Below are 25,668 nucleotides of genomic sequence, written 5' to 3'. Positions count from 1 at the left end.
ATTTACAGAGAATAAACGGTGCTACACTTGTATGTAGCGCATCTTTCTTTACGGTCAATCAGCAAGGTGTTAAATTGATCACGTTTTAGACCATTTTTTCGTCGTGAAACTAAAAAAACCAGGCGCGGAAAGTGGTAACAGTTACCTTTGACATACGAAATATCCCGAATGCCGCGTGTTTCCGTTGATGTTGCCGGAATCACAGACATGACGGGTAGCAAATCAGGCGATACGTCTTGTACCTCTATATTGAGACTCTGAAACAGAGACTGGATGCCATAAATCAATTGCGCGTGGATCGCGCGCTTGCTGCCATGGGGCCTGCATTCCAACAGGTTTACAGTCTGCTGCCGACATTGTTGCACTATCACCATCCGCTAATGCCGGGTTACCTTGATGGTAACGTTCCCAAAGGCATTTGCCTTTACACGCCTGATGAAACCCAACGCCACTACCTGAACGAACTTGAACTGTATCGTGGAATGTCAGTACAGGACCCGCCGAAAGGCGAGCTTCCGATTACTGGTGTATACACCATGGGCAGTACTTCGTCCGTAGGGCAAAGTTGTTCCTCTGACCTGGATATCTGGGTCTGTCATCAATCCTGGCTCGATAGCGAAGAGCGCCAGTTACTACAACGTAAATGTAGCCTGCTGGAAAGCTGGGCTGCCTCGCTGGGGGTGGAAGTTAGCTTCTTCCTGATTGATGAAAACCGTTTCCGCCACAACGAGAGTGGCAGTCTGGGGGGCGAAGATTGCGGCTCCACCCAGCATATACTGCTTCTTGATGAATTTTACCGTACCGCCGTGCGTCTCGCCGGTAAGCGTATTCTGTGGAATATGGTGCCTTGCGACGAAGAAGAGCATTACGATGACTACGTAATGACGCTCTACGCGCAGGGCGTGCTGACGCCAAATGAATGGCTGGATCTCGGCGGCTTAAGCTCGCTTTCCGCTGAAGAGTACTTTGGTGCCAGCCTTTGGCAACTCTACAAAAGTATCGATTCCCCGTACAAAGCGGTGCTGAAGACACTGCTGCTGGAAGCCTATTCCTGGGAATATCCGAATCCACGCCTGCTGGCGAAAGATATCAAACAGCGTTTGCACGACGGCGAAATTGTGTCGTTTGGCCTCGATCCGTACTGCATGATGCTGGAGCGTGTTACTGAGTACCTGACGGCGATTGAAGATTTCACCCGTCTGGATTTAGTACGCCGCTGCTTCTATTTAAAAGTGTGCGAAAAACTCAGCCGTGAACGCGCCTGCGTAGGCTGGCGTCGTGAAGTGTTAAGCCAGTTGGTGAAAGAGTGGGAATGGGACGATGCTCGTCTGGCAATGCTCGATAACCGCGCTAACTGGAAGATAGATCAGGTGCGTGAGGCGCACAACGAGCTGCTCGACGCAATGATGCAGAGCTACCGTAATCTGATCCGCTTTGCGCGCCGCAATAACCTTAGCGTCTCCGCCAGCCCGCAGGATATCGGCGTGCTGACGCGTAAACTGTACGCCGCGTTTGAAGCATTACCGGGTAAAGTGACGCTGGTAAACCCGCAGATTTCACCTGATCTCTCGGAACCGAATCTGACCTTTATTTATGTACCGCCGGGCCGTGCTAACCGTTCAGGTTGGTATCTGTATAACCGCGCGCCAAATATTGAGTCGATCATCAGCCATCAGCCGCTGGAATATAACCGTTACCTGAATAAACTGGTGGCGTGGGCATGGTTTAACGGCTTGCTGACCTCGCGCACCCGTTTGTACATTAAAGGCAACGGCGTTGTCGACTTGCCGAAGTTGCAGGAGATGGTCGCCGACGTGTCGCACCATTTCCCGCTGCGCTTACCTGCACCGACACCGAAGGCGCTCTACAGCCCGTGTGAGATCCGCCATCTGGCGATTATCGTTAACCTGGAATATGACCCGACAGCTGCGTTCCGCAATCAGGTGGTGCATTTTGATTTCCGTAAGCTGGATGTCTTCAGCTTTGGCGAGAATCAAAATTGCCTGGTAGGTAGTGTTGACCTGCTGTACCGCAACTCCTGGAACGAAGTGCGTACGCTGCACTTCAACGGCGAGCAATCGATGATCGAAGCCCTGAAAACCATTCTCGGCAAAATGCATCAGGACGCCGCACCGCCAGATAGCGTGGAAGTCTTCTGTTATAGCCAGCATCTGCGCGGCTTAATCCGTACTCGCGTGCAGCAACTGGTTTCTGAGTGTATTGAACTGCGTCTTTCCAGCACCCGCCAGGAAACCGGGCGCTTCAAGGCGCTGCGCGTTTCTGGTCAAACCTGGGGCTTGTTCTTCGAACGCCTGAATGTATCGGTACAGAAACTGGAGAACGCCATCGAGTTTTATGGCGCTATTTCGCATAACAAACTGCACGGCCTGTCAGTGCAGGTTGAAACCAATCACGTCAAATTACCGGCGGTGGTGGACGGCTTTGCCAGCGAAGGGATCATCCAGTTTTTCTTCGAAGAAACGCAGGACGAGAATGGCTTTAATATCTACATTCTCGACGAAAGCAACCGGGTTGAGGTGTATCACCACTGCGAAGGCAGCAAAGAGGAACTGGTGCGTGACGTCAGTCGCTTCTACTCGTCATCGCACGACCGCTTCACCTACGGCTCAAGCTTCATCAACTTCAACCTGCCGCAGTTCTATCAGATTGTGAAGGTCGATGGTCGCGAACAGGTGATTCCGTTCCGCACCAAATCTATTGGCAACATGCCGCCTGCCAACCAGGATCACGATGCGCCGCTATTACAGCAGTATTTTTCGTGATGAGCGTGCCGGAAAGCGAGGCTTATCCGGCATGCAATCTTAGCGAAAACTGACGGTTTCACCCGCCTGCTGCGTTGCCGCCTGCTCCAGCAAATCCCAGAAGGTTTCACCGCTACGGTCGCAAATCCACTCATCGCCTTTCAGGTCAAAATGGTAGCCGCCCTGTTTGGTCGCCAGCCACACCTGGTGCAGCGGTTCCTGACGATTAATAATGATTTTGCTGCCGTTTTCAAAGGTAATGGTCAGCACGCCACCGTTGATTTCGCAGTCGATATCGCTGTCGCCATCCCAGTCGTCCAGATGCTCTTCAATGGTCAGCCACAGTTGGTCAGCCAGGCGATGAAATTCACTGTCGTTCATTGTTGTATCCTGTTTTTAAGTGATGGCGGCAGTATAGCGGCATGGGGTCAGGGCTTCAAAGTTTGCACCTCTGCGGCTGCGTTCCGGCATGATTCATCCGTCACCGGAATAATAATGTCTCTGTTATGAATTTCACGCACATTCTCTTCTCTGACGCGTGTTTTAGCCGGGCAGGGGGATGGCGTAATCCTTACCTCTGTATCGGTCCATGTATAAACATTGCGATCGTCATAAGCGAAGCGATCGTTTTTAGTTAGCGGACCGTTAACTGGAATAATTTGCACACTCTTTGACCGTAATGGGCGGATAAAATAAGCATGCTGTTTACCGCTATTAAATGAGCGTTCAATGACCAGGTCTGGCGTATCCAGCGGGATTATCTCAAGCTGGTCTTCACCAAATGCCGATAATTTTGTTACATACAGCCGATCTTTATACTGCGCAATATTGCCAGTAATCAGATGAAATTGTTCAGGTTCAATACCCGGTAGGTCTATCCACTTGCTCCACTGACGGTCGGGCGTGAGCTGTTTACGCCAGCGAACGCGACTTTCCCCTACTTCAAAAGAGACGTCATCATCTACGGGTATCGCTTTGCCAGATAATTGACCAAAGGGATAACGATGCAGACCCTTATTGTCGCGAAAAACCAGCAGTGAATGAGGTATCCAGCGAATTATTTCAAATGAATCTGCATCCGCCGCAAGGCGAACGCCATTTAAATAAATATTCTGCCCACTGCGGATAAGCAGATCATTGGAATACAAATTTCTGTTTACACTCATAAGACGTGGATTAATACCCCACCATCTTTTTTCTAATACAGTAACATCACTGCTGCTCCCCTGACGTCTACCGGACAAGTAGAGATTTTTACTATCCACCAGCGTGGTAGAGTTACCTTCGATAGCTTTTAGTGTCGCCAGATCAACACGTGACGCGCCGCTATTACTTTCGGTACGCTGTCCGTCAAAATAGAGGCTATATTTATCGACCGCGAAGCGGCCCATAGCCTGAAAGCTGGCAATATCGACAGTGGGTGTTCCCGGTGGATTGCTAACGATTTTGCCACGCCAGAGAATAACGCGGCCGTCTGTCACCCAGTGATATTCCTCATTTTCTATGCTTATTTCATCGGAAGGTATATAGCCTTCCACCAACTCCCGCTCCCCGGATATATTTGTCACAAGGCGCAAATCGGTCCTGTTCATCTTCGGAAATTGGGCAATGATTTTCTTATCCACCCAATTACCTTTACCGTAAGACATGACACCGTGATCGTTGTAATAGTCGAACCCTATGGCCTGTACAGCAGGCGTCAGAAATGTGTGCCCCAACAGGATGAGTGCAACTGTGATTATTTGACCCTTCATTTTGTCGCCTCATTGCGCGGGGCAGGAATAAATTCGCCGTCATCGGTAATTTTTCCGTCCAGATATCCCGTTTTGTAATTTACGCCATAGCCATATCCCGAATGTTGTTCCTTCCAGATTAAGCGAACTTGTTTCGGATCCGCGGTGCGGTATCGCCAGAGCTGCGCGCCATCAAAGCTGTAAACGTAGCGGTTATCGCGGGCATACCATCTGCGCATAAAGGGATGGTCATTAAGATGGGCTTCGCGTTCATCCGGAGAGCGGTTATCCAGTAAGATCAGCGGTCCGTCAGATTCAAACACGTGTAAACCGGAATGGTATGGCCACCCTTCGGCACGCGTAAGTAAATAGCCGTGGTGTTTCCCGGCGTTGAAACGTTTGTTGATAATAAGATTGGGATCATCGAGTTTTACGATCTCCAGCTTGCGGTCACCAGACTCTGTTTCGATGATGGTATAAAGCGAGTCCTGATACTGGGCGACAGCATCACTGATGGGGTGGAACTGTTCAGGATCGAGTCCGGGTAACTCTTCCTGTTTACAAGCAGGCCCTTTACGCCAGAACACTTTCTTTTCCAGCAGAGAAAAATCCAGACAGTGCTTTGTTAAATCCTCATCCCACGCCAGATTTTCCTTGTCGAGGACTTTACGCTGCAGCCCGTTTTTATCACGCCAGGTCAAGAGTGAGCCGGGCATCCAGCGCACGACGGAAAAGGTGTCCGGGTCGGCATCAAGCTGTTCGCCGTTGATCAGGATTTTGGTCCATGTTCGGGCAAGGGTATCCCAGGGGCCAAATGGCATAGCCACACAGGGATTAAACGCGGTAGAAAACGTTCCTCGCTGATCCCAGGACTTTTGTGCCAGCACATGGAAACTATCGGGATCTGCGAGGCGATGCCCATTGATATACAAGAAATTAGCGTCACGTAATATCAGCCCCAGTAAGTCAGGATCCCAGGGAGGCCGGAATTCCACCTGATGCAGCGTTTTGATATCTAAGCTATTTCCCCCACCATTGTCATCGGTGCGCTTGCCTTCAAAATAGAGACTGTGTTTATCTGCGGCAAAATCACCCCATGCCTTGAACGAGGCGACATCGACGGGAGGTGTGCCGGGAGGGTTTTGCACAACTTCACCCGCGTAGAGGATATTGCGACCATCGCTATACCAGGAATAATGAGGATACCAGGCCTGTGCGCCCTCATAGAGGTAGTCGATTGTCAAATCAGTCAGAGGCGGTTCTTTATCCCATTCGTCTAGTGTTGTCGGGTCTATTAATAAATTGGGTAACCGACGCAAACTTTTGTAATTCACGTCAGGAAGAGAAAGATTTGTTTCTTTATAAGGGCGCAGGTATACCACGCCTTTTCCCTGTTTCTGGTAAATATTATGTTCAGGCGCGGAAAGCCGACATCCCCATGCCGACGATAAAAACAACGAACAAGCCAACAAACAAACCACATTGCGATAGTGCATAAAGCCATCCTGGCGCGAGGTGCCGATCACGAAACCACCAGCAAAACATAAATCCCCACGTGTAAGCGTTATACTCGCAGCAATTCCTCACTTTTCAGACTTCATAAAGAGTCGCTAAATGCTTGCTTTTACGCCTTCTCCTGCGATGATAGAAAGCAGAAAGCGATGAACTTTACAGGCAATCCATAATGAAAAACGTGTTTAAGGCACTCACTGTATTACTTACTCTCTTCAGCCTGACGGGCTGCGGTCTGAAAGGTCCGCTCTATTTCCCGCCTGCAGATAAAAACGCACCGCCGCCGACCAAACCGGTTGAGACGCAAACGCAATCCACGGTGCCGGATAAAAACGACCGCGCCACTGGCGATGGTCCATCCCAGGTGAATTACTAAAAGTCAGTTTCTGTACCCGCGTGATTGGAGTAAATGATGCAGTTCTCGAAAATGCATGGCCTTGGCAACGATTTTATGGTCGTCGACGCGGTAACGCAGAATGTCTTTTTTTCACCGGAACTGATTCGTCGCCTGGCGGATCGGCACCTGGGAGTAGGGTTTGATCAGTTGCTGGTGGTTGAGCCGCCGTATGATCCTGAACTGGATTTTCACTATCGCATTTTTAATGCTGATGGCAGTGAAGTGGCGCAGTGCGGCAACGGCGCGCGCTGCTTTGCCCGTTTTGTGCGTCTGAAAGGGCTGACCAATAAGCGCGATATCCGCGTCAGCACCGCCAACGGGCGGATGGTTCTGACCGTCACCGATGATGATCTGGTCCGCGTAAATATGGGCGAGCCCAACTTCGAACCTTCCGCTGTGCCGTTTCGCGCTAACAAAGCGGAAAAGACCTATATTATGCGCGCCGCCGAGCAGACAATCTTATGTGGCGTGGTGTCGATGGGAAATCCGCACTGCGTGATTCAGGTCGATGATGTCGATACTGCGGCGGTAGAAACACTGGGGCCTGTTCTGGAAAGCCACGAACGTTTCCCGGAGCGCGCCAATATCGGTTTTATGCAAGTGGTTAAGCGCGAGCATATTCGTTTACGCGTTTATGAGCGTGGGGCAGGAGAAACCCAGGCCTGCGGCAGCGGCGCGTGTGCGGCGGTTGCGGTAGGGATTCAGCAAGGTTTGCTGGCCGAAGAAGTACGTGTGGAACTCCCTGGTGGTCGTCTTGATATCGCCTGGAAAGGTCCGGGTCATCCGTTATATATGACGGGTCCGGCAGTACATGTTTACGACGGATTTATTCATCTATGAAGCAACCAGGGGAAGAACTACAGGAAACACTCACGGAGCTTGATGACCGGGCGGTTGTCGATTATCTGATTAAAAATCCTGAGTTTTTTATCCGCAATGCGCGCGCAGTAGAAGCGATACGTGTGCCACATCCGGTACGCGGTACCGTTTCGTTGGTCGAATGGCATATGGCTCGCGCGCGTAACCATATTCATGTTCTGGAAGAGAACATGTCGCTCTTGATGGAACAGGCTATCGCCAACGAAGGCCTGTTTTATCGCTTACTCTACCTGCAGCGCAGTCTCACCGCCGCCAGCAGTCTCGACGATATGCTGATGCGTTTTCACCGCTGGGCGCGCGATCTCGGTCTGGCGGGCGCGAGTGTGCGTCTGTTTCCGGATCGCTGGCGCTTAGGTGCGCCGTCGAACCATACTCATCTGGCATTAAACCGTCAGGCTTTCGAACCACTGCGTATTCAGCGTCTGGGGCAGGAGCAGCACTATCTGGGGCCGCTTAACGGGCCGGAGCTGCTGGTGGTGCTACCGGAAGCGAAAGCGGTGGGATCGGTGGCGATGTCGATGCTGGGAAGCGATGCTGATTTAGGCGTAGTGCTGTTCACCAGTCGCGATGCTAATCACTATCAACAAGGGCAGGGAACGCAGTTACTTGATGAAATTGCGCTGATGTTGCCGGAGCTTCTGGAGCGTTGGATTGAACGCGTATGACCAATTTACATACCGATGTAGAACGCTATCTACGTTATCTGAGCGTGGAGCGTCAGCTTAGCCCGATAACCCTACTTAACTACCAGCGTCAGCTTGAGGCGATCATCAATTTTGCCAGCGAAAACGGCCTGCAAAGCTGGCAACAATGCGATGCAGCGATGGTACGCAATTTTGCTGTACGCAGTCGCCGTAAAGGGCTGGGCGCGGCAAGCCTCGCATTACGCCTCTCTGCGCTACGTAGCTTTTTTGACTGGCTGGTCAGCCAGAACGAGCTCAAAGCCAACCCGGCGAAAGGTGTTTCGGCACCGAAAGCGCCACGTCATCTGCCGAAGAATATCGACGTCGACGATATGAATCGGCTGCTGGATATTGATATCAACGATCCCCTCGCCGTGCGCGACCGGGCAATGCTGGAAGTGATGTACGGCGCGGGTCTGCGTCTTTCCGAACTGGTGGGGCTGGATATCAAACACCTCGACCTGGAGTCCGGCGAAGTGTGGGTGATGGGGAAAGGCAGCAAAGAGCGCCGCCTGCCGATTGGTCGCAACGCCGTGGCGTGGATTGAGCACTGGCTTGATTTGCGCGACCTGTTTGGCAGCGAAGACGACGCGCTTTTCCTGTCGAAACTGGGCAAGCGTATCTCCGCGCGTAATGTACAGAAACGCTTTGCCGAATGGGGCATAAAACAAGGGCTGAATAATCACGTTCACCCGCATAAATTACGTCACTCGTTCGCTACGCATATGCTGGAGTCGAGCGGCGATCTTCGTGGTGTGCAGGAGCTGCTGGGTCATGCCAACCTCTCCACCACGCAAATCTATACTCATCTTGATTTTCAACACCTTGCCTCGGTGTACGATGCGGCGCATCCACGCGCCAAACGGGGGAAATAATGCGTTTTTACCGGCCTTTGGGGCGCATCTCGGCGCTCACCTTTGACCTGGATGATACCCTTTACGATAACCGTCCGGTGATCCAACGTACTGAGCAAGAAGCACTTATCTTTGTGCAAAATTATCATCCGGCGCTGCGCAGCTTCCAGAATGAAGATCTGCAACGCCTGCGCCAGGCGGTACGGGAAGCGGAACCCGAGATTTATCACGACGTGACGCGCTGGCGTTTTCGTTCGATTGAACAAGCGATGCTCGACGCCGGGCTGAGTGCCGAAGAAGCCAGTGCAGGCGCACACGCAGCAATGATCAACTTTGCCAAATGGCGCAGCCGGATCGATGTTCCGCAGCAAACGCACGACACCTTAAAACAGCTGGCGAAGAAATGGCCGCTGGTGGCGATCACCAACGGTAACGCCCAGCCGGAGCTGTTTGGTTTGGGGGATTATTTTGAGTTTGTGCTGCGCGCTGGCCCGCACGGGCGCTCGAAACCGTTCAGCGATATGTACTTCCTGGCGGCGGAAAAACTCAACGTGCCGATCGGCGAGATCTTACATGTTGGGGACGATCTCACCACTGACGTGGGCGGGGCAATTCGCAGCGGAATGCAGGCCTGTTGGATCAGACCGGAAAATGGCGATCTGATGCAAACCTGGGATAGCCGTTTACTCCCGCATCTGGAAATTTCCCGGTTGGCATCTCTGACCTCGCTGATATAATCAGCAAATCTGTATATATACCCAGCTTTTTGGCGGAGGGCGTTGCGCTTCTCCGCCCAACCTATTTTTACGCGGCGGTGCCAATGGACGTTTCTTACCTGCTCGATAGCCTTAATGACAAACAGCGCGAAGCGGTGGCCGCGCCACGCAGCAACCTTCTGGTGCTGGCGGGCGCGGGCAGTGGTAAGACGCGCGTACTGGTGCATCGTATTGCCTGGCTGATGAGCGTGGAAAACTGCTCGCCATACTCGATTATGGCGGTGACGTTTACCAACAAAGCGGCGGCGGAGATGCGCCATCGTATCGGGCAACTGATGGGCACCAGCCAGGGCGGCATGTGGGTCGGTACCTTCCACGGACTGGCGCACCGCCTGCTGCGTGCGCACCATATGGACGCCAACCTGCCGCAGGATTTCCAGATCCTCGACAGTGAAGACCAGCTGCGCCTGCTTAAGCGTCTGATCAAAGCCATGAACCTCGACGAGAAGCAGTGGCCGCCGCGCCAGGCAATGTGGTACATCAACAGCCAGAAAGATGAAGGCCTGCGTCCGCATCATATTCAAAGCTACGGTAACCCGGTGGAGCAGACCTGGCAGAAGGTGTATCAGGCGTATCAGGAAGCGTGTGACCGCGCGGGCCTGGTGGACTTCGCCGAGCTGCTGCTGCGCGCCCACGAACTGTGGCTTAACAAGCCGCATATCCTGCAACACTACCGCGAACGTTTTACCAACATCCTGGTGGACGAATTCCAGGATACCAACAACATTCAGTACGCGTGGATCCGCCTGCTGGCGGGCGACACTGGCAAAGTAATGATTGTTGGCGATGACGATCAGTCAATCTACGGCTGGCGCGGGGCGCAGGTCGAGAATATTCAGCGTTTCCTCAATGATTTCCCCGGTGCTGAAACTATCCGTCTGGAGCAGAACTACCGCTCTACCAGCAATATTCTGAGCGCCGCTAACGCCCTGATTGAAAACAACAACGGGCGTTTGGGTAAAAAATTGTGGACCGATGGCGCGGACGGTGAGCCGATTTCCCTCTATTGCGCTTTTAACGAACTCGACGAAGCGCGTTTTGTGGTTAACCGCATCAAGACCTGGCAGGACAACGGCGGGGCGCTTGCCGAGTGCGCGATTCTCTACCGCAGCAACGCCCAGTCGCGCGTGCTGGAAGAGGCGTTATTGCAGGCGAGTATGCCGTACCGTATTTACGGCGGGATGCGCTTCTTCGAACGCCAGGAAATCAAAGATGCGCTCTCGTATCTGCGCCTGATTGCCAACCGCAACGACGACGCGGCCTTTGAGCGCGTGGTCAATACGCCAACGCGGGGTATTGGTGACCGGACGCTGGACGTGGTGCGTCAAACATCGCGCGATCGCCAGTTAACACTCTGGCAAGCGTGTCGTGAACTGTTGCAGGAAAAAGCCCTCGCCGGACGTGCTGCCAGCGCCTTACAGCGGTTTATGGAACTGATCGACGCCTTAGCACAGGAAACTGCCGATATGCCGCTGCATGTACAGACTGACCGGGTAATTAAAGACTCCGGCCTGCGCACCATGTACGAGCAGGAGAAGGGCGAAAAAGGTCAGACGCGTATCGAAAACTTAGAGGAACTGGTGACGGCAACGCGCCAGTTCAGCTACAACGAAGAAGATGAAGATTTAATGCCGCTGCAGGCATTCCTCTCCCATGCGGCACTGGAAGCAGGTGAAGGGCAGGCGGATACCTGGCAGGATGCGGTGCAGTTGATGACGCTACACTCGGCGAAAGGTCTGGAGTTCCCGCAGGTGTTTATCGTCGGTATGGAAGAGGGCATGTTCCCAAGCCAGATGTCGCTGGATGAAGGTGGGCGTCTGGAAGAAGAACGCCGTCTGGCCTACGTTGGCGTAACCCGCGCGATGCAGAAACTGACGCTGACCTACGCGGAAACTCGCCGTCTGTATGGCAAAGAGGTTTACCATCGCCCGTCGCGCTTTATCGGCGAGCTGCCGGAAGAGTGTGTGGAAGAGGTGCGCCTGCGCGCCACGGTAAGCCGCCCGGTTAGCCATCAGCGGATGGGTACGCCGATGGTCGAGAACGACAGCGGCTACAAACTCGGCCAGCGCGTGCGCCACGCTAAGTTTGGTGAAGGCACTATCGTCAATATGGAAGGCAGCGACGAGCATAGCCGGTTGCAGGTGGCATTCCAGGGCCAGGGAATCAAATGGCTGGTGGCAGCTTACGCCCGACTGGAGACGGTGTAATTTACGATCACGTTGCCGGATGCGGTGCTGCGCACCTTATCCGGCCTACGAGAATTGCACCCGCCAGGCCGGATAAGGCGTTTACGCCGCATCCGGCATCAGCACCTTACTTAGCGCACTTCTTCACATCAATATTCCAGTCAGCACCAGACGCAACCTGATGTTTCTGCGCAAAATTATCCATATTCAGCGCCACGGAAACATTCAACAAGCTGTTCAGATAGACCATCGGCTGGCCTTCCGGCACATCGCCGAAGCTGGCGACATACGGCATTTTCCCTTCGTATTTTTTCTCGGAACCTTCGGAAATGGTCACACATAACGTATCGTTGAGTTTGATCCCCGCCTGATTCAACAACTCGTCGCTGATATTGCTCCAGACATTGCCGTACTGAATATCGAGAATCGGGATATTGCCCTTCACTTCACCTTTTGTTGCTTTGGCTTTCTGATAAGGCAGTTCGACAACTTTTGCCGGAAGCTCAGGCCCCACCTGCTCAAAGGAAATCGCGCCGGAAGCCAGACGCGCCCCTGTGTAGGCATATACATCGCGACCATGGAAGGTATATGACTTTTCGGAACCTTTCAGGCGGTTGGTTTTTTCATCGATTTGCCGGACGCTCTCAATACCCAGCGATTCCGCCACCAAAGTGAGCGTACCGTTATCCGGTGAAACGAAGTATTGACCGTTTTTGGTTTTCAGCACTACCGATTTACGGTCAGTGCCTACGCCCGGATCGACCACACTGACAAACACCGAACCTTGCGGCCAGTAACTGGCAGTCTGATACAGGCGATAAGCACCTTCCCAGATGTTATACGGTGGAATTTCGTGGGTTAAATCAAAGATTTTAAGATTATGGTCAACGCCGAAAGCGACGCCTTTCATCGCCGAGACGGCCCCATCTTTCAGGCTAAAATCAGTTTGTAAAATCAAAGCGTTATCCGCATAAGCGGACGATGATCCCAGACACGTTAATAAAAATAACGTTGCGAGCGTTTTTTTCATTTTTGTTTCCCTTCATTTATCTGATGATTTTCCAGCTGTGTAGCCAGCCCCAGTTTGTCTGGCCTCCTCGAGTGTACAATGCTTAACCTTTCCGCTCGACGGAAATCATGGTGACAAAAGGATAGCGTTGCCACGGGATTGCCCCGCCTTTCATATACATATGTGAAATCGTGCCATCAAGATAAAGCAGCTGCTCAACGTTCAGTTTCGCTTTGGCATAACAGGCAAAATCATAAAAATTTGTCGCCTGCTGGCTCAACAAAAACACGGCATTCCCATGTTTATTAATCCCAACACCGTTACGAATTTTACGTGAGGCGACGTTGGGATGAATACGCGGATTAATTACACTGTTTTCCATCAACATTGGCCCTGACTGCACCGCAAACTGAATCTCTTTACTGGTTTTGAAGGCATCCAGACGAACGATGCCGACTTTATTTCCCGCAACATAAAAAACGCCGCCAGGACGGATAAAGAAATTACCTTCCCCCGAGGCGAGATTTAACGCCACTTTCTGCTGACCGTTTTCGATGTACAAACCGAGCGGCGCATAGCTTTCATCATAGATGCCGCCGTTCATCACCATCTGAACTTGCCCCTGGCTATTAATATCCTCCAGCAGTGCATGTAACGTTCCCCACGCTTCGCCATTGGCTTTTTGCCAGTACATTTTCACCCGTTCGGTTTGAGGATTAACGGTATACGCCTGCACAGTCAGCGTTGGGTCAGAGAGCGCGCAGTCATCAGCAGCAACAGCAAACAAGGGAAGCAAGGTGAGGGCGAGAAAAATCCGTTTGAGATTCAAGGTGATCATTCCTTTACCAATGAGTAGCCGATGCGCCATTATAGGTCCTGGATGTGGGATTTTTTTATCCTGTTAATGACCTTGACGAGTACCAAAAAGCGCGAAGTTCAACTATTGTTCTGTGGTGTTCCGTTGCGTGTTGACGGCAAAATTTTGCTGGCGTAACATGCGCGCACGATCACTCTAAGAGGACATTCGCCTTGGACACACCCAGTAGATACTGGCTCACTATCCTGTCATCCAGGATCAACTCCTAAGGCTATCCCCTTTTGCTGATAGCCTTAGCGGTTGTCAGCGACCTCAATTTTCCCGTCGCGCTGAGTCAGGCTGTTTAATGGTCTGAAACTCAATTTGTTTCTGTGTGCCCACCGAACTGTCCGATATTTTAAGCATTGGGAGTCCCGGTCATGCTGAGCGCATTTCAACTGGAAAATAACCGACTGACCCGGCTGGAAGTCGAAGAGTCACAACCCCTTGTAAATGCAGTATGGATTGATCTTGTCGAACCGGATGACGACGAGCGACTGCGCGTACAATCTGAACTTGGCCAGAGCCTGGCAACCCGCCCGGAACTGGAAGACATCGAAGCATCGGCGCGTTTCTTTGAAGACGATGACGGCCTGCATATTCACTCCTTCTTCTTCTTTGAAGATGCGGAAGATCACGCCGGTAACTCTACTGTAGCATTTACCATCCGCGATGGTCGTCTGTTTACACTGCGTGAACGCGAGCTGCCTGCATTCCGTCTGTATCGTATGCGCGCCCGCAGCCAGTCGATGGTAGACGGTAACGCTTACGAGCTGCTGCTGGATCTGTTCGAAACCAAAATCGAACAGTTAGCGGATGAAATTGAAAACATCTACAGCGATCTGGAGCAACTGAGCCGGGTGATTATGGAAGGGCGTCAGGGCGATGAGTACGACGAGGCACTCTCCACATTGGCAGAACTGGAGGATATCGGCTGGAAAGTTCGCCTGTGTCTGATGGATACCCAGCGCGCGCTCAACTTCCTGGTGCGTAAAGCACGCTTACCGGGTGGGCAACTGGAGCAGGCGCGTGAAATCCTGCGAGATATCGAGTCCCTGCTGCCGCATAACGAATCCTTGTTCCAGAAGGTGAACTTCCTGATGCAGGCGGCGATGGGCTTTATCAACATCGAGCAGAACCGCATCATCAAGATCTTCTCGGTGGTATCCGTCGTGTTCCTGCCGCCAACGCTGGTCGCTTCCAGCTACGGGATGAACTTTGAGTTTATGCCAGAGTTGAAGTGGAGCTTCGGCTACCCGGCAGCGATTATCTTTATGATCCTCGCGGGCCTGGCACCGTATCTGTACTTTAAGCGCAAGAACTGGTTGTAAAAAGAAGGCGGTGGCTTAGCCAGGCTAAGCCATCTCTTATTCAAAGACTCCAGGTATTTAACCCTTTTACTTCTTTCTCATAGAACCATTTGTTCGTGTTAACAGCAACATAGGCTGCTACGGCAATTCCCAGAATGTTAACGCCAATTAGTGCACCAACAAATAGAGATAGAATACCAAGTAATAGAACTATAATTGCTTTTTTCCATAATCCCAGGACAAATAAATATATCCAGGAACAGAAGAAAGCAATGAAATTCATTTGAATAGTTAAGCGTTGTCTTACTTTTAATGCTTTAAATGCTGCTTTATATTCTGGTGTTGCCCCCCAGAATCCAGGAAAACCATGTTGATCATAAAAATTAAATCGATATTTCCATTTTTCACTTAATGAACCATCGTTCATATATTCCTTACTCATAAATACTCCGTACTATTGTTTTGATGAATCAGTAGGTGCAAGCATTAGCATACTGAAAGTGGAAAAGTAGCAAATTAAAAAAATCATCGAACCATTGCCTGAACAGGCAAAATCTTCGGCTATCATTGTGATGATAGAGATAATATATACTGCCAATGTACCAAAAACATACGTTTTTATATATATGAAACCACTATCACGGAGTCGTTGGCAATTCATGTTGATGACGAGATAATGGAGTGCGATGGTAGAGACTATAACAAGAAAACCTGCTTCCCCATCGTTAAAAAAGATAATAAGAAAGGCAAAAATGAAATTTATTAAAATAAATGAAAATATATATCGGCGTCTGGAAATCTTACCGTTAGATGTTGGGATAAATATACGTAACATAAATTTTACATCCTTGTGTGAGTCTCCTGTCAGCATGGCAATATGCCCACTCTCATGCATGCAAGAGCAGGCATATTTTTTCAGAATATATTTATTTTTTATTTGGACGTTCTACGCTGCGTATAAATCGCATCCATCACAAAAATTGCCAGCGCCACCCAAATAAAGGCGAAAGTCACCATCTTATCGGCACCCGGTTTTTCACCATAAAACGTCACAGCCAGCAGGAACATCAGCGTCGGGCCAATGTACTGGAAAAAGCCTAACGTTGAGAGACGCAGGCGCGTGGCTGCGGCGGTAAAACACAACAGCGGTACGGTAGTGACAATACCGGCGGCGATCAGCAGTAAATTCAGCGACATAGGATTTTGCCCCATATGGCTGGTTGAGCTGTCGGCAATAGCAAACAGGTAAATCGCCGCCACGGGCAGCAACCACATGGTTTCGATTAACATGCCGGTTTGCGCTTCAACGGCAATTTTCTTGCGTACCAGGCCGTAGAAGGCAAAACTAAACGCCAGCCCCAGCGCGATAATAGGTAGCGAACCAAAAGTCCACAGCTGGACCAACACGCCACATATCGCCAGAATCACCGCCAGCCATTGCATCCGGCGGAATCGCTCGCCGAGGAAAATCATCCCCAGCACTATATTCACCAGTGGATTAATAAAGTACCCAAGACTGGCTTCCAGCATATGGTGATTGTTCACCGCCCAGATAAACAGTAACCAGTTGCCGCCAATCAGCACGGCAGAGACTGCCAGCATAAAAATTTTCTGTGGCGTCTGAATCAGCGTTTTTAAATAGGACCACTGGCGGCAGATGCTCATCAGTACCACCATAAAGAAAAACGACCAGATCACGCGATGCGTCAGGATCTCATCGGCGGGCACGTAGTAAATCAGCTTGAAGTACGCTGGGGCGATACCCCAAATAAAATAAGCGGCAAGAGCGAGTAATACGCCCTGCCGCGTTTGTTTTGCATCCATTGGAAAACTCATTTTTTGTTGTTGATAGCAGTTGACCTGCTCAGTTTGCTGACAAAGTGTGCTTTGTTCATGCTGGATGCGGCGTTAACGCCATATTCAGCCTACAAAACTATGCAAATTCAATATATTGCATTTCTCTGGTAGGCCTGATAAGCGTAGCGCATCAGGCAATTTTGCGTTTGTCATAAGTCTCAGCAGTTTACCTGCTTTTATGTATTCAACCTACCATATAGGTGGCGGTAGCACTGGCAATATAAAGCTGTTCTTCATTATGCAGTTCAACGCGGGCGACGGCGACTTTATTACCCCCACGCAGCAGGCTACTGGTAGCTGTAAAACGCTCGCCTCTGCCTGGACGTAGATAATCGACGCGAAGATCAATTGTCCCCATCCGCGATAGCCGCTGGCGCAGTTCATCCTCACTGATGGTTTCGTGGCGGGTTAAGGTGCTACCTACACACACCAGACCCGCGGCGACGTCCAGCGCCGACGCAATGACCCCACCGTGCAAAATGCTTTGCGCCCAGTTACCAACCATCATCGGCTGATTTTTAAAGGCCAGCTGTGCAAATTCTTTTTCGTAACGCTCCAGCTCCATCCCCAATGCGCGGTTAAATGGCATGTGATAAACAAACATTTCACCCACTAATTTCAGGGCTTGTTCGGCGGTCAGTACGGCAGACATATCATCCTTACACTTCATTGGTTAATGAAATGTTGATTTTATGCTTCTTTGTTGTTGGTTTCTACTTTAGGAAGGGATAACTAACGGCAATTGAGCTAAGTATGTAAAATAGCCCGCAGAAAAAATATTCATCTAATCAATAATTCGTTACGGAGAACACGATCGATGCGGACTCTACTGGGCTGCTTGTTGCCGATGTGTATGCTGCCGATAGTGGCAAATGCGCAAGAGGCAACGGTGAAAGATGTGCATGACGCGCCAGCAGTACGTGGCAGCATTATCGGCAATATGTTGCAGGAGCATGACAATCCTTTCACCCTTTATCCTTACGACACCAACTACATCATCTACACCCAAACCAGCGATCTCAATAAAGAAGCTATTGCCAGTTACGACTGGGCAGAGAACGCGCGTAAGGATGAAGTAAAGTTCCAGTTGAGCCTGGCGTTTCCGCTGTGGCGGGGGATTTTGGGGCCAAACTCTGTACTGGGCGCTTCCTACACCCAGAAATCCTGGTGGCAGCTTTCTAATAGCGATGAGTCATCACCGTTTCGTGAAACTAACTACGAACCGCAATTGTTCCTCGGTTTTGCCACCGATTATAGTTTTGCTGGCTGGACGTTGCGCGATGTGGAAATGGGCTACAACCACGACTCAAACGGACGTTCAGACCCGACTTCCCGTAGCTGGAACCGTATCTACACCCGCCTGATGGCAGAGAACGGCAACTGGCTGGTGGAAGTGAAACCGTGGTATGTGGTGGGTAATACGGACGATAACCCGGACATCACCAAATATATGGGTTACTACCAGCTTAAAATTGGTTATCACCTCGGTGATGCTGTGCTGAGCGCGAAAGGGCAGTACAACTGGAACACCGGTTATGGTGGTGCGGAGTTAGGCTTAAGCTACCCGATCACCAAACATGTGCGTCTTTATACCCAAGTCTACAGCGGCTATGGCGAATCGCTCATCGACTATAACTTTAACCAGACCCGCGTCGGTGTGGGAGTTATGTTAAACGACCTGTTCTGATGTGAGTTGATTGAAAGGCAAATCTGGAATCCAGCATCCAGGATTACCCTCTCAGAGACTAAAAGCATTGCAGTTTCTCGCGCAGGCGCTGAAAATAGCGCCTGTTTTTATTTCAGGCAATCGGGGTGAATGTGGCGCAGGCGGAAGTGTTGAATCTGGAGTCCGGAGCTAAGCAGGTTTTACAAGAAACCTTTGGCTACCAACAGTTTCGCCCTGGTCAGGAAGAGATTATCGACACCGTACTTTCCGGTCGCGATTGCCTGGTCGTCATGCCCACTGGTGGCGGAAAATCCCTTTGCTATCAAATTCCTGCCTTATTGCTAAACGGCCTTACCGTGGTTGTTTCACCGCTGATTTCGTTGATGAAAGATCAGGTGGATCAACTGCAAGCCAACGGCGTGGCGGCGGCGTGCCTTAACTCGACGCAAACCCGCGAGCAGCAACTTGAAGTGATGACAGGCTGTCGTACCGGGCAAATTCGTCTGCTCTATATCGCCCCGGAACGCCTGATGCTGGATAACTTTCTTGAGCATCTGGCGCACTGGAATCCTGTCTTATTAGCCGTCGATGAAGCGCATTGTATCTCCCAATGGGGCCACGATTTCCGCCCGGAATATGCCGCGCTCGGTCAGCTGCGTCAGCGTTTTCCGACGCTGCCGTTTATGGCGCTAACCGCCACCGCCGACGACACCACGCGCCAGGATATTGTGCGCCTGCTGGGGCTGAACGATCCGCTAATTCAAATCAGCAGTTTTGACCGTCCGAATATTCGCTACATGCTGATGGAGAAGTTCAAACCGCTCGATCAGTTGATGCGTTACGTGCAGGAACAGCGGGGAAAGTCGGGCATTATCTACTGCAACAGCCGGGCGAAAGTAGAAGACACAGCCGCGCGTCTGCAAAGTAAAGGAATTAGCGCGGCGGCGTATCATGCAGGCCTGGAAAACGATGTCCGCGCCGATGTGCAGGAAAAATTTCAGCGCGATGACCTGCAAATTGTGGTGGCGACGGTGGCGTTTGGCATGGGCATCAACAAGCCGAACGTCCGCTTCGTGGTGCATTTTGATATCCCGCGCAATATCGAATCCTATTATCAGGAAACCGGTCGCGCCGGGCGTGATGGCCTGCCCGCGGAAGCGATGCTGTTTTACGATCCGGCTGATATGGCGTGGCTGCGCCGTTGCCTGGAAGAGAAGCCGCAAGGGCAATTGCAGGATATCGAGCGCCATAAACTCAATGCGATGGGCGCATTTGCCGAAGCGCAAACTTGCCGTCGTCTGGTGTTGCTGAACTATTTTGGCGAAGGTCGTCAGGAACCATGTGGTAACTGCGATATCTGCCTCGATCCGCCGAAACAGTACGATGGTTCAACCGATGCACAGATTGCCCTTTCCACCATTGGTCGTGTGAATCAGCGGTTTGGTATGGGCTATGTGGTGGAAGTGATTCGCGGCGCCAATAACCAGCGTATCCGCGACTATGGTCATGACAAACTGAAAGTCTATGGCATGGGCCGTGATAAAAGTCATGAGCACTGGGTGAGCGTGATCCGCCAGCTGATTCACCTCGGCCTGGTGACGCAAAATATTGCCCAGCACTCCGCGTTGCAGCTGACGGAAGCCGCGCGCCCGGTACTGCGCGGCGAATCCTCTTTGCAACTTGCCGTGCCGCGTATTGTGGCGCTCAAACCGAAAGCGATGCAGAAATCGTTCGGCGGCAACTATGACCGTAAACTGTTCGCTAAATTACGCAAACTGCGTAAATCGATTGCCGATGAAAGCAATGTCCCGCCGTACGTGGTGTTTAACGACGCAACCTTGATTGAGATGGCGGAACAGATGCCAATCACTGCCAGCGAAATGTTGAGTGTTAACGGCGTTGGGATGCGCAAGTTGGAACGCTTTGGTAAACCGTTTATGACGCTTATCCGCGCGCATGTTGACGGCGACGACGAAGAGTAGTCAGCGGCATAAAAAAGTGCCAGGATGAACATTCCGTAAACGTTTCCCCCGCGAGTCAATTGTATGTTGATGTTATTCCTCACCGTTGCCATGGTGCACATCGTGGCGCTTATGAGCCCCGGTCCCGATTTCTTTTTTGTCTCTCAGACCGCTGTCAGTCGTTCCCGTAAAGAAGCGATGATGGGTGTGCTGGGCATTACCTGCGGCGTAATGGTTTGGGCTGGGATTGCGCTGCTTGGCCTGCATCTGATTATCGAAAAAATGGCCTGGCTGCATACGCTGATTATGGTAGGCGGTGGCCTGTATCTCTGCTGGATGGGTTATCAGATGCTGCGTAGCGCACTGAAAAAAGAGGTTGTTTCTGCACCTGCGCCACAGGTAGAACTGGCAAAAAGCGGGCGCAGTTTCCTGAAAGGCTTACTGACCAATCTCGCCAATCCGAAAGCGATTATCTACTTTGGCTCGGTGTTCTCGCTGTTTGTCGGCGATAACGTCGGCACCACCGAACGCTGGGGCATTTTCGCGCTGATTATTGTCGAAACGCTGGCATGGTTTACCGTCGTTGCCAGCCTGTTTGCCCTGCCGCAAATGCGCCGTGGTTATCAACGTCTGGCGAAGTGGATTGATGGTTTTGCCGGGGCGTTATTTGCTGGATTTGGCATTCATTTGATTATTTCGCGTTGATGCCAGACGCGTCATCAGAGTAAGTCGGGTAAGGCGTTTACGCCGCATCCGACATTATTTTTCAAGCATGTCTCGCCGATGCCAACAGCGCTCCCACCAGCATAAACAGCGAGCCGAAAATCTTATTCAATGCCTTCATTTGTTTCGGCCCTTTTATCCATAACGCGATCCGTTGGGCGAGCGTGGCGTAACCGATCATCACAATAATATCGACCACAATGGTGGTGACGCCGAGCACGATATACTGCATAACTTGCGGCTGCTGCGGCATGATGAATTGCGGAAATAGCGCTGCCAGAAACACAATACTTTTAGGATTGGTGAGATTCACAAACACGGCCCGTTGGTACAGATGACGCCGTGATTGGGTCGGGGTCAGCGATTTAAGGTCAATTGCACCAGCGGCGCGCCACTGCTGGATCCCCAGCCAAATCAGGTAAGCCGCTCCCGCCCACTTCAACACTTCAAACGCAATCACTGAGCGGGAAAACAGCGTCCCCAATCCCACGCCAACCAGCACAATATGAATCGCCAGCCCGGTTTGTAAACCAGCAATAGACGCCACTGCGCCACGATAACCGTGGTTAAGGGAAGTGGTCATGGTATTGATTGCGCCAGAGCCTGGCGACAAGCTTAAAATGATCGATGTCAGCAGGTAGGCAAACCACCATTCTAAAGTCATGATGAACTCCCGGTGTGTCTATTTTTGTGCCACAATACGCTACTGTCGCAGCGTTGTGTCAGGCACGCTTAAAAAAACGATTTTACGTGGTTTAAGAGGCAGATTACCCGATGTTTCAGCAGCAAAAAGACTGGGAAACAAGAGAAAAAGCGTTTGCTGCTTTTACCATGGGACCGCTGACTGATTTCTGGCGTCAGCGTGATGAAGCAGAGTTTACTGGTGTGGATGACATTCCGGTGCGCTTTGTCCGTTTTCGCGCGCAGCACCATGACCGGGTGGTCGTCATCTGTCCAGGGCGCATTGAGAGCTATGTAAAATATGCGGAACTGGCCTACGACCTGTTTCACCTGGGGTTTGACGTATTAATCATCGACCATCGCGGGCAAGGGCGTTCTGGTCGTCTGTTAGCCGATCCACATCTCGGCCATGTTAATCGCTTTGATGATTATGTTGATGATTTGGCGGCGTTCTGGCAACAAGAGGTCCAGCCAGGTCCGTGGCGTAAACGCTATATACTGGCCCACTCGATGGGCGGCGCAATCTCCACTCTGTTCCTGCAACGCCATCCTGGCGTGTGCGATGCCATTGCACTGACCGCGCCAATGTTCGGCATTGTGATTCGCATGCCGTCATTTATGGCGCGGCAGATCCTAAACTGGGCCGAAGCGCACCCACGTTTTCGCGATGGCTATGCGATAGGCACCGGGCGCTGGCGCGCCTTGCCGTTTGCCATCAACGTGCTTACCCACAGCAGGCAGCGATATCGGCGCAATCTACGCTTCTATGCTGATGACCCAACGATTCGTGTCGGCGGGCCGACATACCATTGGGTACGTGAAAGTATTCTGGCCGGAGAACAGGTGTTAGCCGGAGCAGGTGATGACGCCACGCCAACGCTTCTCTTGCAGGCTGAAGAAGAGCGCGTGGTGGATAACCGCATGCACGACCGTTTTTGTGAACTTCGCGCCGCCGCGGGCCACCCTGTAGAAGGAGGTCGACCGTTGGTAATTAAAGGTGCGTACCACGAGATCCTTTTTGAAAAGGACGCAATGCGCTCAGTCGCGCTCCACGCCATCGTTGATTTTTTCAACAGGCATAACTCACCCAGCGGAAACCGCTCTACAGAGGTTTAAATTTCTTATGTACCAGGTTGTTGCGTCTGATTTAGATGGCACGTTACTTTCTCCCGACCATACGTTATCCCCTTACGCCAAAGAAACTCTGAAGCTGCTCACCGCGCGCGGCATCAACTTTGTGTTTGCGACTGGTCGCCACCACGTTGATGTGGGGCAAATTCGCGATAATCTGGAGATTAAGTCTTACATGATTACCTCCAATGGCGCGCGCGTTCACGACCTCGATGGCAACCTGATTTTTGCTCATAACCTGGATCGCGACATTGCCAGTGACCTGTTTGGCGTGGTCAACGACAACCCGGAGATCATTACTAACGTTTATCGCGATGATGAATGGTTTATGAATCGCCATCGCCCGGAAGAGATGCGCTTTTTCAAAGAAGCGGTGTTCAATTATGCGCTGTATGAGCCGGGATTGCTGGAACCAGAAGGTGTCAGCAAAGTGTTCTTCACCAGTGATTCCCATGAAAAACTTCTGCCACTGGAGCAAGCGATTAACGCTCGCTGGGGCGATCGCGTCAATGTCAGTTTCTCTACCTTAACCTGCCTGGAAGTCATGGCTGGCGGCGTTTCAAAAGGCCATGCCCTGGAAGCGGTAGCGAAGAAACTGGGCTACAGCCTGCAAGATTGTATTGCGTTTGGTGACGGGATGAACGATGCCGAAATGCTGTCGATGGCGGGTAAAGGCTGCATTATGGGCAGCGCGCATCAGCGCCTGAAAGATCTGCATCCAGAGCTGGAAGTGATTGGTACTAACGCCGAAGACGCAGTGCCGCATTATCTGCGTAAACTCTATTTATCGTAATCGTTCTTTATTTGGTCAGTTGTCAACCTGATACTTCGCTACAATGGATACTCGTTAATCAAAGAGTTTTCCATTGTGGCGCTACTTATCATCACCACGATTCTGTGGGCCTTCTCCTTTAGCTTTTATGGCGAGTACCTTGCGGGGCACGTCGATAGCTATTTTGCGGTGCTGGTGCGCGTTGGTCTGGCGGCACTCGTTTTTCTGCCGTTTCTGCGTACCCGTGGCAATAGCCTGAAAACGGTCGGCCTGTATATGCTGGTGGGCGCGATGCAGCTTGGCGTGATGTATATGCTGAGTTTCCGTGCTTATCTCTACCTGACGGTCTCCGAACTGCTGTTGTTCACCGTACTGACGCCGCTCTACATCACGCTGATTTATGACATCATGAGTAAGCGCCGTCTGCGCTGGGGCTATGCCTTTAGCGCCTTGCTGGCGGTGATTGGTGCCGGGATTATTCGCTACGATCAGGTGACTGACCATTTCTGGACCGGCCTGCTGCTGGTGCAGCTCTCCAACATCACTTTTGCCATCGGTATGGTGGGCTATAAACGCCTGATGGAAACTCGTCCGATGCCGCAGCATAACGCCTTTGCGTGGTTCTATCTCGGCGCGTTCCTGGTGGCGGTGATTGCATGGTTCTTGCTGGGAAATGCGCAGAAAATGCCGCAAACCTCGCTGCAATGGGGCATTCTGGTGTTTCTTGGCGTGGTGGCTTCCGGGATTGGCTACTTTATGTGGAACTACGGCGCAACCCAAGTAGACGCCGGAACGCTGGGCATTATGAATAATATGCACGTTCCGGCAGGGCTGCTGGTAAACCTGGCTATCTGGCACCAACAGCCGCACTGGCCAACGTTTATTACAGGCGCGCTGGTGATCCTGGCCTCACTGTGGGTGCATCGTAAGTGGGTCGCTCCGCGCTCTTCACAAACGGCAGATGATCGCAGGCGTGATTGCGCGCTGAGCGAATAAACGCTTCCGTAATCGGCTGACGCTGCTCGCCATCGCGCACGGCGGCGTACAGTCGGCTCCACAAGCCTTCGCCCAGGGTTTTGGTGACCACCAGACCCTGGCGCTCAAAACTCTCTACTACCCAATGCGGCAGGGCGGCAATGCCCATCCGCGCGGCAACCATCTGAATCAGCAATAAGGTGTTATCGACGCTTTTCAGTGACGGGCTGACGCCTGCCGGCTGAAGAAAATGCCGCCAGACATCCAGTCGGCTACGCTGCACCGGATAAATCAATAGCGTCTCGCTGGCGAGATCTTCCGGCGTGATACGCGTTTTCGCCGCCAGTGGATGGTCAGGTGCTAACACCAGACGCACTTCATAATCGAACATCGGCGAATAATGCAGTCCACTGCGCGGCAGAATATCGGACGTCATCACCAGATCCAGCTCGCCCTGTTGCAACGCGGGCTGCGGGTCAAACGTCACGCCCGATTTAAAGTCCATCTCGACCTGCGGCCAGTTCTTATGGAAATTTTCTAACGCGGGCGTCAGCCACTGAATACAGCTATGGCACTCAATGGCAATGCGCAGGCGTGTCTGCTGCGGTTCATTACAGGCTTGCAGTGCCTGGCTGATTTGCGGCAGCACCTGGTTTGCCAGTTGCAACAGGATTTCTCCCTGCGGTGTAAAGCGAAGCGGCTGGCTTTTACGCACAAATAGCCGGAAGCCAAGACGTTGTTCCAGATCGCTAAACTGGTGAGACAGGGCGGATTGCGTCTGATGCAACGTCGCCGCAGCGGCTGCGAGCGAGCCGCAGTTCCGCAACGCTTGTAGCGTTTTCAGGTGTTTTACTTCGATCATGAAAGTCCTTCACTTCGGCATGAATAATTTGCGCTTGAGGAATATACAGTAACTGGCAAATATGGATGTGTAAACATCTGGAC

Annotated in this window: 26 protein-coding genes; 15 read left to right on the top strand and 11 right to left on the bottom strand. The window is 51.7% G+C overall.

Annotation, left to right across the window (positions count from 1 at the left end):
- The first annotated feature begins 236 nt into the window (after positions 1 to 236).
- Complete coding sequence (cyaA, locus tag FFT88_RS14125; RefSeq protein ID WP_135403520.1) at positions 237 to 2,783, top strand: class I adenylate cyclase; 2,547 nt, start codon at positions 237 to 239, stop codon at positions 2,781 to 2,783.
- Positions 2,784 to 2,822: 39 nt separating this feature from the next.
- Here the strand turns inward: cyaA and cyaY are convergent, their stop codons facing one another.
- The 3 genes from cyaY to FFT88_RS14110 are packed head-to-tail and all read right to left on the bottom strand — an operon-like array spanning position 2,823 to position 5,991.
- On the bottom strand, positions 2,823 to 3,143 hold the full coding sequence (gene cyaY, locus FFT88_RS14120) for an iron donor protein CyaY (RefSeq protein WP_000999936.1): 321 nt from the start codon (positions 3,141 to 3,143) through the stop codon (positions 2,823 to 2,825).
- Between the two features lie 47 nt (positions 3,144 to 3,190).
- On the bottom strand, positions 3,191 to 4,516 hold the full coding sequence (locus tag FFT88_RS14115; RefSeq protein ID WP_135403519.1) for a DKNYY family protein: 1,326 nt from the start codon (positions 4,514 to 4,516) through the stop codon (positions 3,191 to 3,193).
- Positions 4,513 to 5,991, bottom strand: coding sequence for a DKNYY family protein (locus FFT88_RS14110; protein ID WP_135403518.1), 1,479 nt, complete (start codon positions 5,989 to 5,991; stop codon positions 4,513 to 4,515). Before FFT88_RS14110 ends, FFT88_RS14115 begins: the two co-directional genes overlap by 4 nt.
- A 188-nt stretch (positions 5,992 to 6,179) precedes the next feature.
- Here FFT88_RS14110 and FFT88_RS14105 point away from each other — a divergent pair, with 188 nt between their 5' ends.
- The 6 genes from FFT88_RS14105 (at position 6,180) to uvrD (ending at position 11,803) form a co-directional block, all read left to right on the top strand.
- Complete coding sequence (locus FFT88_RS14105; RefSeq protein WP_000799889.1) at positions 6,180 to 6,383, top strand: lipoprotein; 204 nt, start codon at positions 6,180 to 6,182, stop codon at positions 6,381 to 6,383.
- A gap of 36 nt (positions 6,384 to 6,419) precedes the next feature.
- Positions 6,420 to 7,244 carry a diaminopimelate epimerase gene (dapF, locus tag FFT88_RS14100; protein ID WP_001160654.1) on the top strand — a complete coding sequence of 275 codons (825 nt, stop codon included), beginning with the start codon at positions 6,420 to 6,422 and terminating at the stop codon, positions 7,242 to 7,244.
- Positions 7,241 to 7,948, top strand: coding sequence for a DUF484 domain-containing protein (locus FFT88_RS14095; RefSeq protein ID WP_130219517.1), 708 nt, complete (start codon positions 7,241 to 7,243; stop codon positions 7,946 to 7,948). The genes dapF and FFT88_RS14095 overlap by 4 nt, the downstream gene beginning before the upstream one ends.
- Positions 7,945 to 8,841: a tyrosine recombinase XerC gene (xerC, locus tag FFT88_RS14090; RefSeq protein WP_135403517.1), complete on the top strand. Its 897-nt coding sequence runs from the start codon at positions 7,945 to 7,947 to the stop codon at positions 8,839 to 8,841. The genes FFT88_RS14095 and xerC overlap by 4 nt, the downstream gene beginning before the upstream one ends.
- Complete coding sequence (gene yigB / locus FFT88_RS14085; protein WP_130223381.1) at positions 8,841 to 9,557, top strand: 5-amino-6-(5-phospho-D-ribitylamino)uracil phosphatase YigB; 717 nt, start codon at positions 8,841 to 8,843, stop codon at positions 9,555 to 9,557. Before xerC ends, yigB begins: the two co-directional genes overlap by 1 nt.
- An 83-nt stretch (positions 9,558 to 9,640) precedes the next feature.
- Entirely contained in the window at positions 9,641 to 11,803 is a 2,163-nt protein-coding gene (gene uvrD, locus FFT88_RS14080; protein WP_135403516.1) for a DNA helicase II, read from the top strand.
- Positions 11,804 to 11,909: 106 nt separating this feature from the next.
- Here uvrD and FFT88_RS14075 read toward each other — a convergent pair whose 3' ends face one another.
- Together FFT88_RS14075 and FFT88_RS14070 are read right to left on the bottom strand one after the other, a co-directional pair.
- Positions 11,910 to 12,812, bottom strand: coding sequence for an S-adenosyl-l-methionine hydroxide adenosyltransferase family protein (locus tag FFT88_RS14075; protein WP_130223379.1), 903 nt, complete (start codon positions 12,810 to 12,812; stop codon positions 11,910 to 11,912).
- 82 nt (positions 12,813 to 12,894) lie between these two features.
- Positions 12,895 to 13,659 carry a phosphodiester glycosidase family protein gene (locus FFT88_RS14070; protein ID WP_135403515.1) on the bottom strand — a complete coding sequence of 255 codons (765 nt, stop codon included), beginning with the start codon at positions 13,657 to 13,659 and terminating at the stop codon, positions 12,895 to 12,897.
- A 161-nt stretch (positions 13,660 to 13,820) separates the two neighbouring features.
- On the opposite strand from FFT88_RS14070, the gene ysgD reads away from it, so the two are divergent.
- Both ysgD and corA read left to right on the top strand, forming a co-directional pair.
- Complete coding sequence (gene ysgD / locus FFT88_RS25615) at positions 13,821 to 13,877, top strand: protein YsgD (RefSeq protein ID WP_211180520.1); 57 nt, start codon at positions 13,821 to 13,823, stop codon at positions 13,875 to 13,877.
- Positions 13,878 to 14,027: 150 nt separating this feature from the next.
- On the top strand, positions 14,028 to 14,978 hold the full coding sequence (gene corA / locus FFT88_RS14065; RefSeq protein WP_130209436.1) for a magnesium/cobalt transporter CorA: 951 nt from the start codon (positions 14,028 to 14,030) through the stop codon (positions 14,976 to 14,978).
- Between the two features lie 40 nt (positions 14,979 to 15,018).
- Here the strand turns inward: corA and FFT88_RS14060 are convergent, their stop codons facing one another.
- The 4 genes from FFT88_RS14060 to yigI form a co-directional block, all read right to left on the bottom strand.
- Positions 15,019 to 15,399 carry a DUF2628 domain-containing protein gene (locus FFT88_RS14060; protein ID WP_000032581.1) on the bottom strand — a complete coding sequence of 127 codons (381 nt, stop codon included), beginning with the start codon at positions 15,397 to 15,399 and terminating at the stop codon, positions 15,019 to 15,021.
- Between the two features lie 12 nt (positions 15,400 to 15,411).
- On the bottom strand, positions 15,412 to 15,792 hold the full coding sequence (yigG, locus tag FFT88_RS14055) for a protein YigG (RefSeq protein ID WP_276606372.1): 381 nt from the start codon (positions 15,790 to 15,792) through the stop codon (positions 15,412 to 15,414).
- Positions 15,793 to 15,890: 98 nt separating this feature from the next.
- Complete coding sequence (gene rarD / locus FFT88_RS14050; protein WP_000339104.1) at positions 15,891 to 16,781, bottom strand: EamA family transporter RarD; 891 nt, start codon at positions 16,779 to 16,781, stop codon at positions 15,891 to 15,893.
- A 217-nt stretch (positions 16,782 to 16,998) separates the two neighbouring features.
- Positions 16,999 to 17,466 (bottom strand): acyl-CoA thioesterase YigI, encoded by a 468-nt coding sequence (gene yigI, locus FFT88_RS14045; RefSeq protein WP_135403513.1) that lies wholly within the window; start codon positions 17,464 to 17,466, stop codon positions 16,999 to 17,001.
- A 165-nt stretch (positions 17,467 to 17,631) separates the two neighbouring features.
- On the opposite strand from yigI, the gene pldA reads away from it, so the two are divergent.
- The 3 genes from pldA (at position 17,632) to rhtC (ending at position 21,146) form a co-directional block, all read left to right on the top strand.
- On the top strand, positions 17,632 to 18,501 hold the full coding sequence (gene pldA, locus FFT88_RS14040; protein WP_130209440.1) for a phospholipase A: 870 nt from the start codon (positions 17,632 to 17,634) through the stop codon (positions 18,499 to 18,501).
- Positions 18,502 to 18,632: 131 nt separating this feature from the next.
- Positions 18,633 to 20,462, top strand: coding sequence for an ATP-dependent DNA helicase RecQ (gene recQ / locus FFT88_RS14035; RefSeq protein WP_130209494.1), 1,830 nt, complete (start codon positions 18,633 to 18,635; stop codon positions 20,460 to 20,462).
- Positions 20,463 to 20,525: 63 nt separating this feature from the next.
- Positions 20,526 to 21,146 carry a threonine export protein RhtC gene (gene rhtC, locus FFT88_RS14030; protein ID WP_000928845.1) on the top strand — a complete coding sequence of 207 codons (621 nt, stop codon included), beginning with the start codon at positions 20,526 to 20,528 and terminating at the stop codon, positions 21,144 to 21,146.
- A gap of 61 nt (positions 21,147 to 21,207) precedes the next feature.
- On the opposite strand, the gene rhtB is transcribed toward rhtC, so the two are convergent.
- Positions 21,208 to 21,828, bottom strand: coding sequence for a homoserine/homoserine lactone efflux protein (rhtB, locus tag FFT88_RS14025; protein WP_130219502.1), 621 nt, complete (start codon positions 21,826 to 21,828; stop codon positions 21,208 to 21,210).
- A gap of 110 nt (positions 21,829 to 21,938) precedes the next feature.
- Here rhtB and pldB point away from each other — a divergent pair, with 110 nt between their 5' ends.
- The 3 genes from pldB (at position 21,939) to bioP (ending at position 24,744) form a co-directional block, all read left to right on the top strand.
- A complete protein-coding gene (gene pldB, locus FFT88_RS14020) occupies positions 21,939 to 22,961 on the top strand; it encodes a lysophospholipase L2 (RefSeq protein ID WP_135403512.1) in 1,023 nt (340 codons plus the stop codon).
- A gap of 7 nt (positions 22,962 to 22,968) precedes the next feature.
- Positions 22,969 to 23,769, top strand: coding sequence for a sugar/pyridoxal phosphate phosphatase YigL (yigL, locus tag FFT88_RS14015; RefSeq protein WP_064530561.1), 801 nt, complete (start codon positions 22,969 to 22,971; stop codon positions 23,767 to 23,769).
- A gap of 75 nt (positions 23,770 to 23,844) precedes the next feature.
- Positions 23,845 to 24,744: a biotin transporter gene (gene bioP, locus FFT88_RS14010; RefSeq protein WP_001196233.1), complete on the top strand. Its 900-nt coding sequence runs from the start codon at positions 23,845 to 23,847 to the stop codon at positions 24,742 to 24,744.
- Here bioP and metR read toward each other — a convergent pair.
- Complete coding sequence (gene metR / locus FFT88_RS14005; RefSeq protein WP_000573618.1) at positions 24,632 to 25,585, bottom strand: HTH-type transcriptional regulator MetR; 954 nt, start codon at positions 25,583 to 25,585, stop codon at positions 24,632 to 24,634. The genes bioP and metR overlap by 113 nt on opposite strands.
- Between the last annotated feature and the right edge of the window lie 83 nt (positions 25,586 to 25,668).

The organism is Escherichia sp. E4930 (assembly GCF_005845405.1).
In the GTDB taxonomy this organism is placed as follows: Bacteria; Pseudomonadota; Gammaproteobacteria; order Enterobacterales; family Enterobacteriaceae; genus Escherichia.
This window is presented reverse-complemented; position numbering and strand designations above follow the sequence as displayed.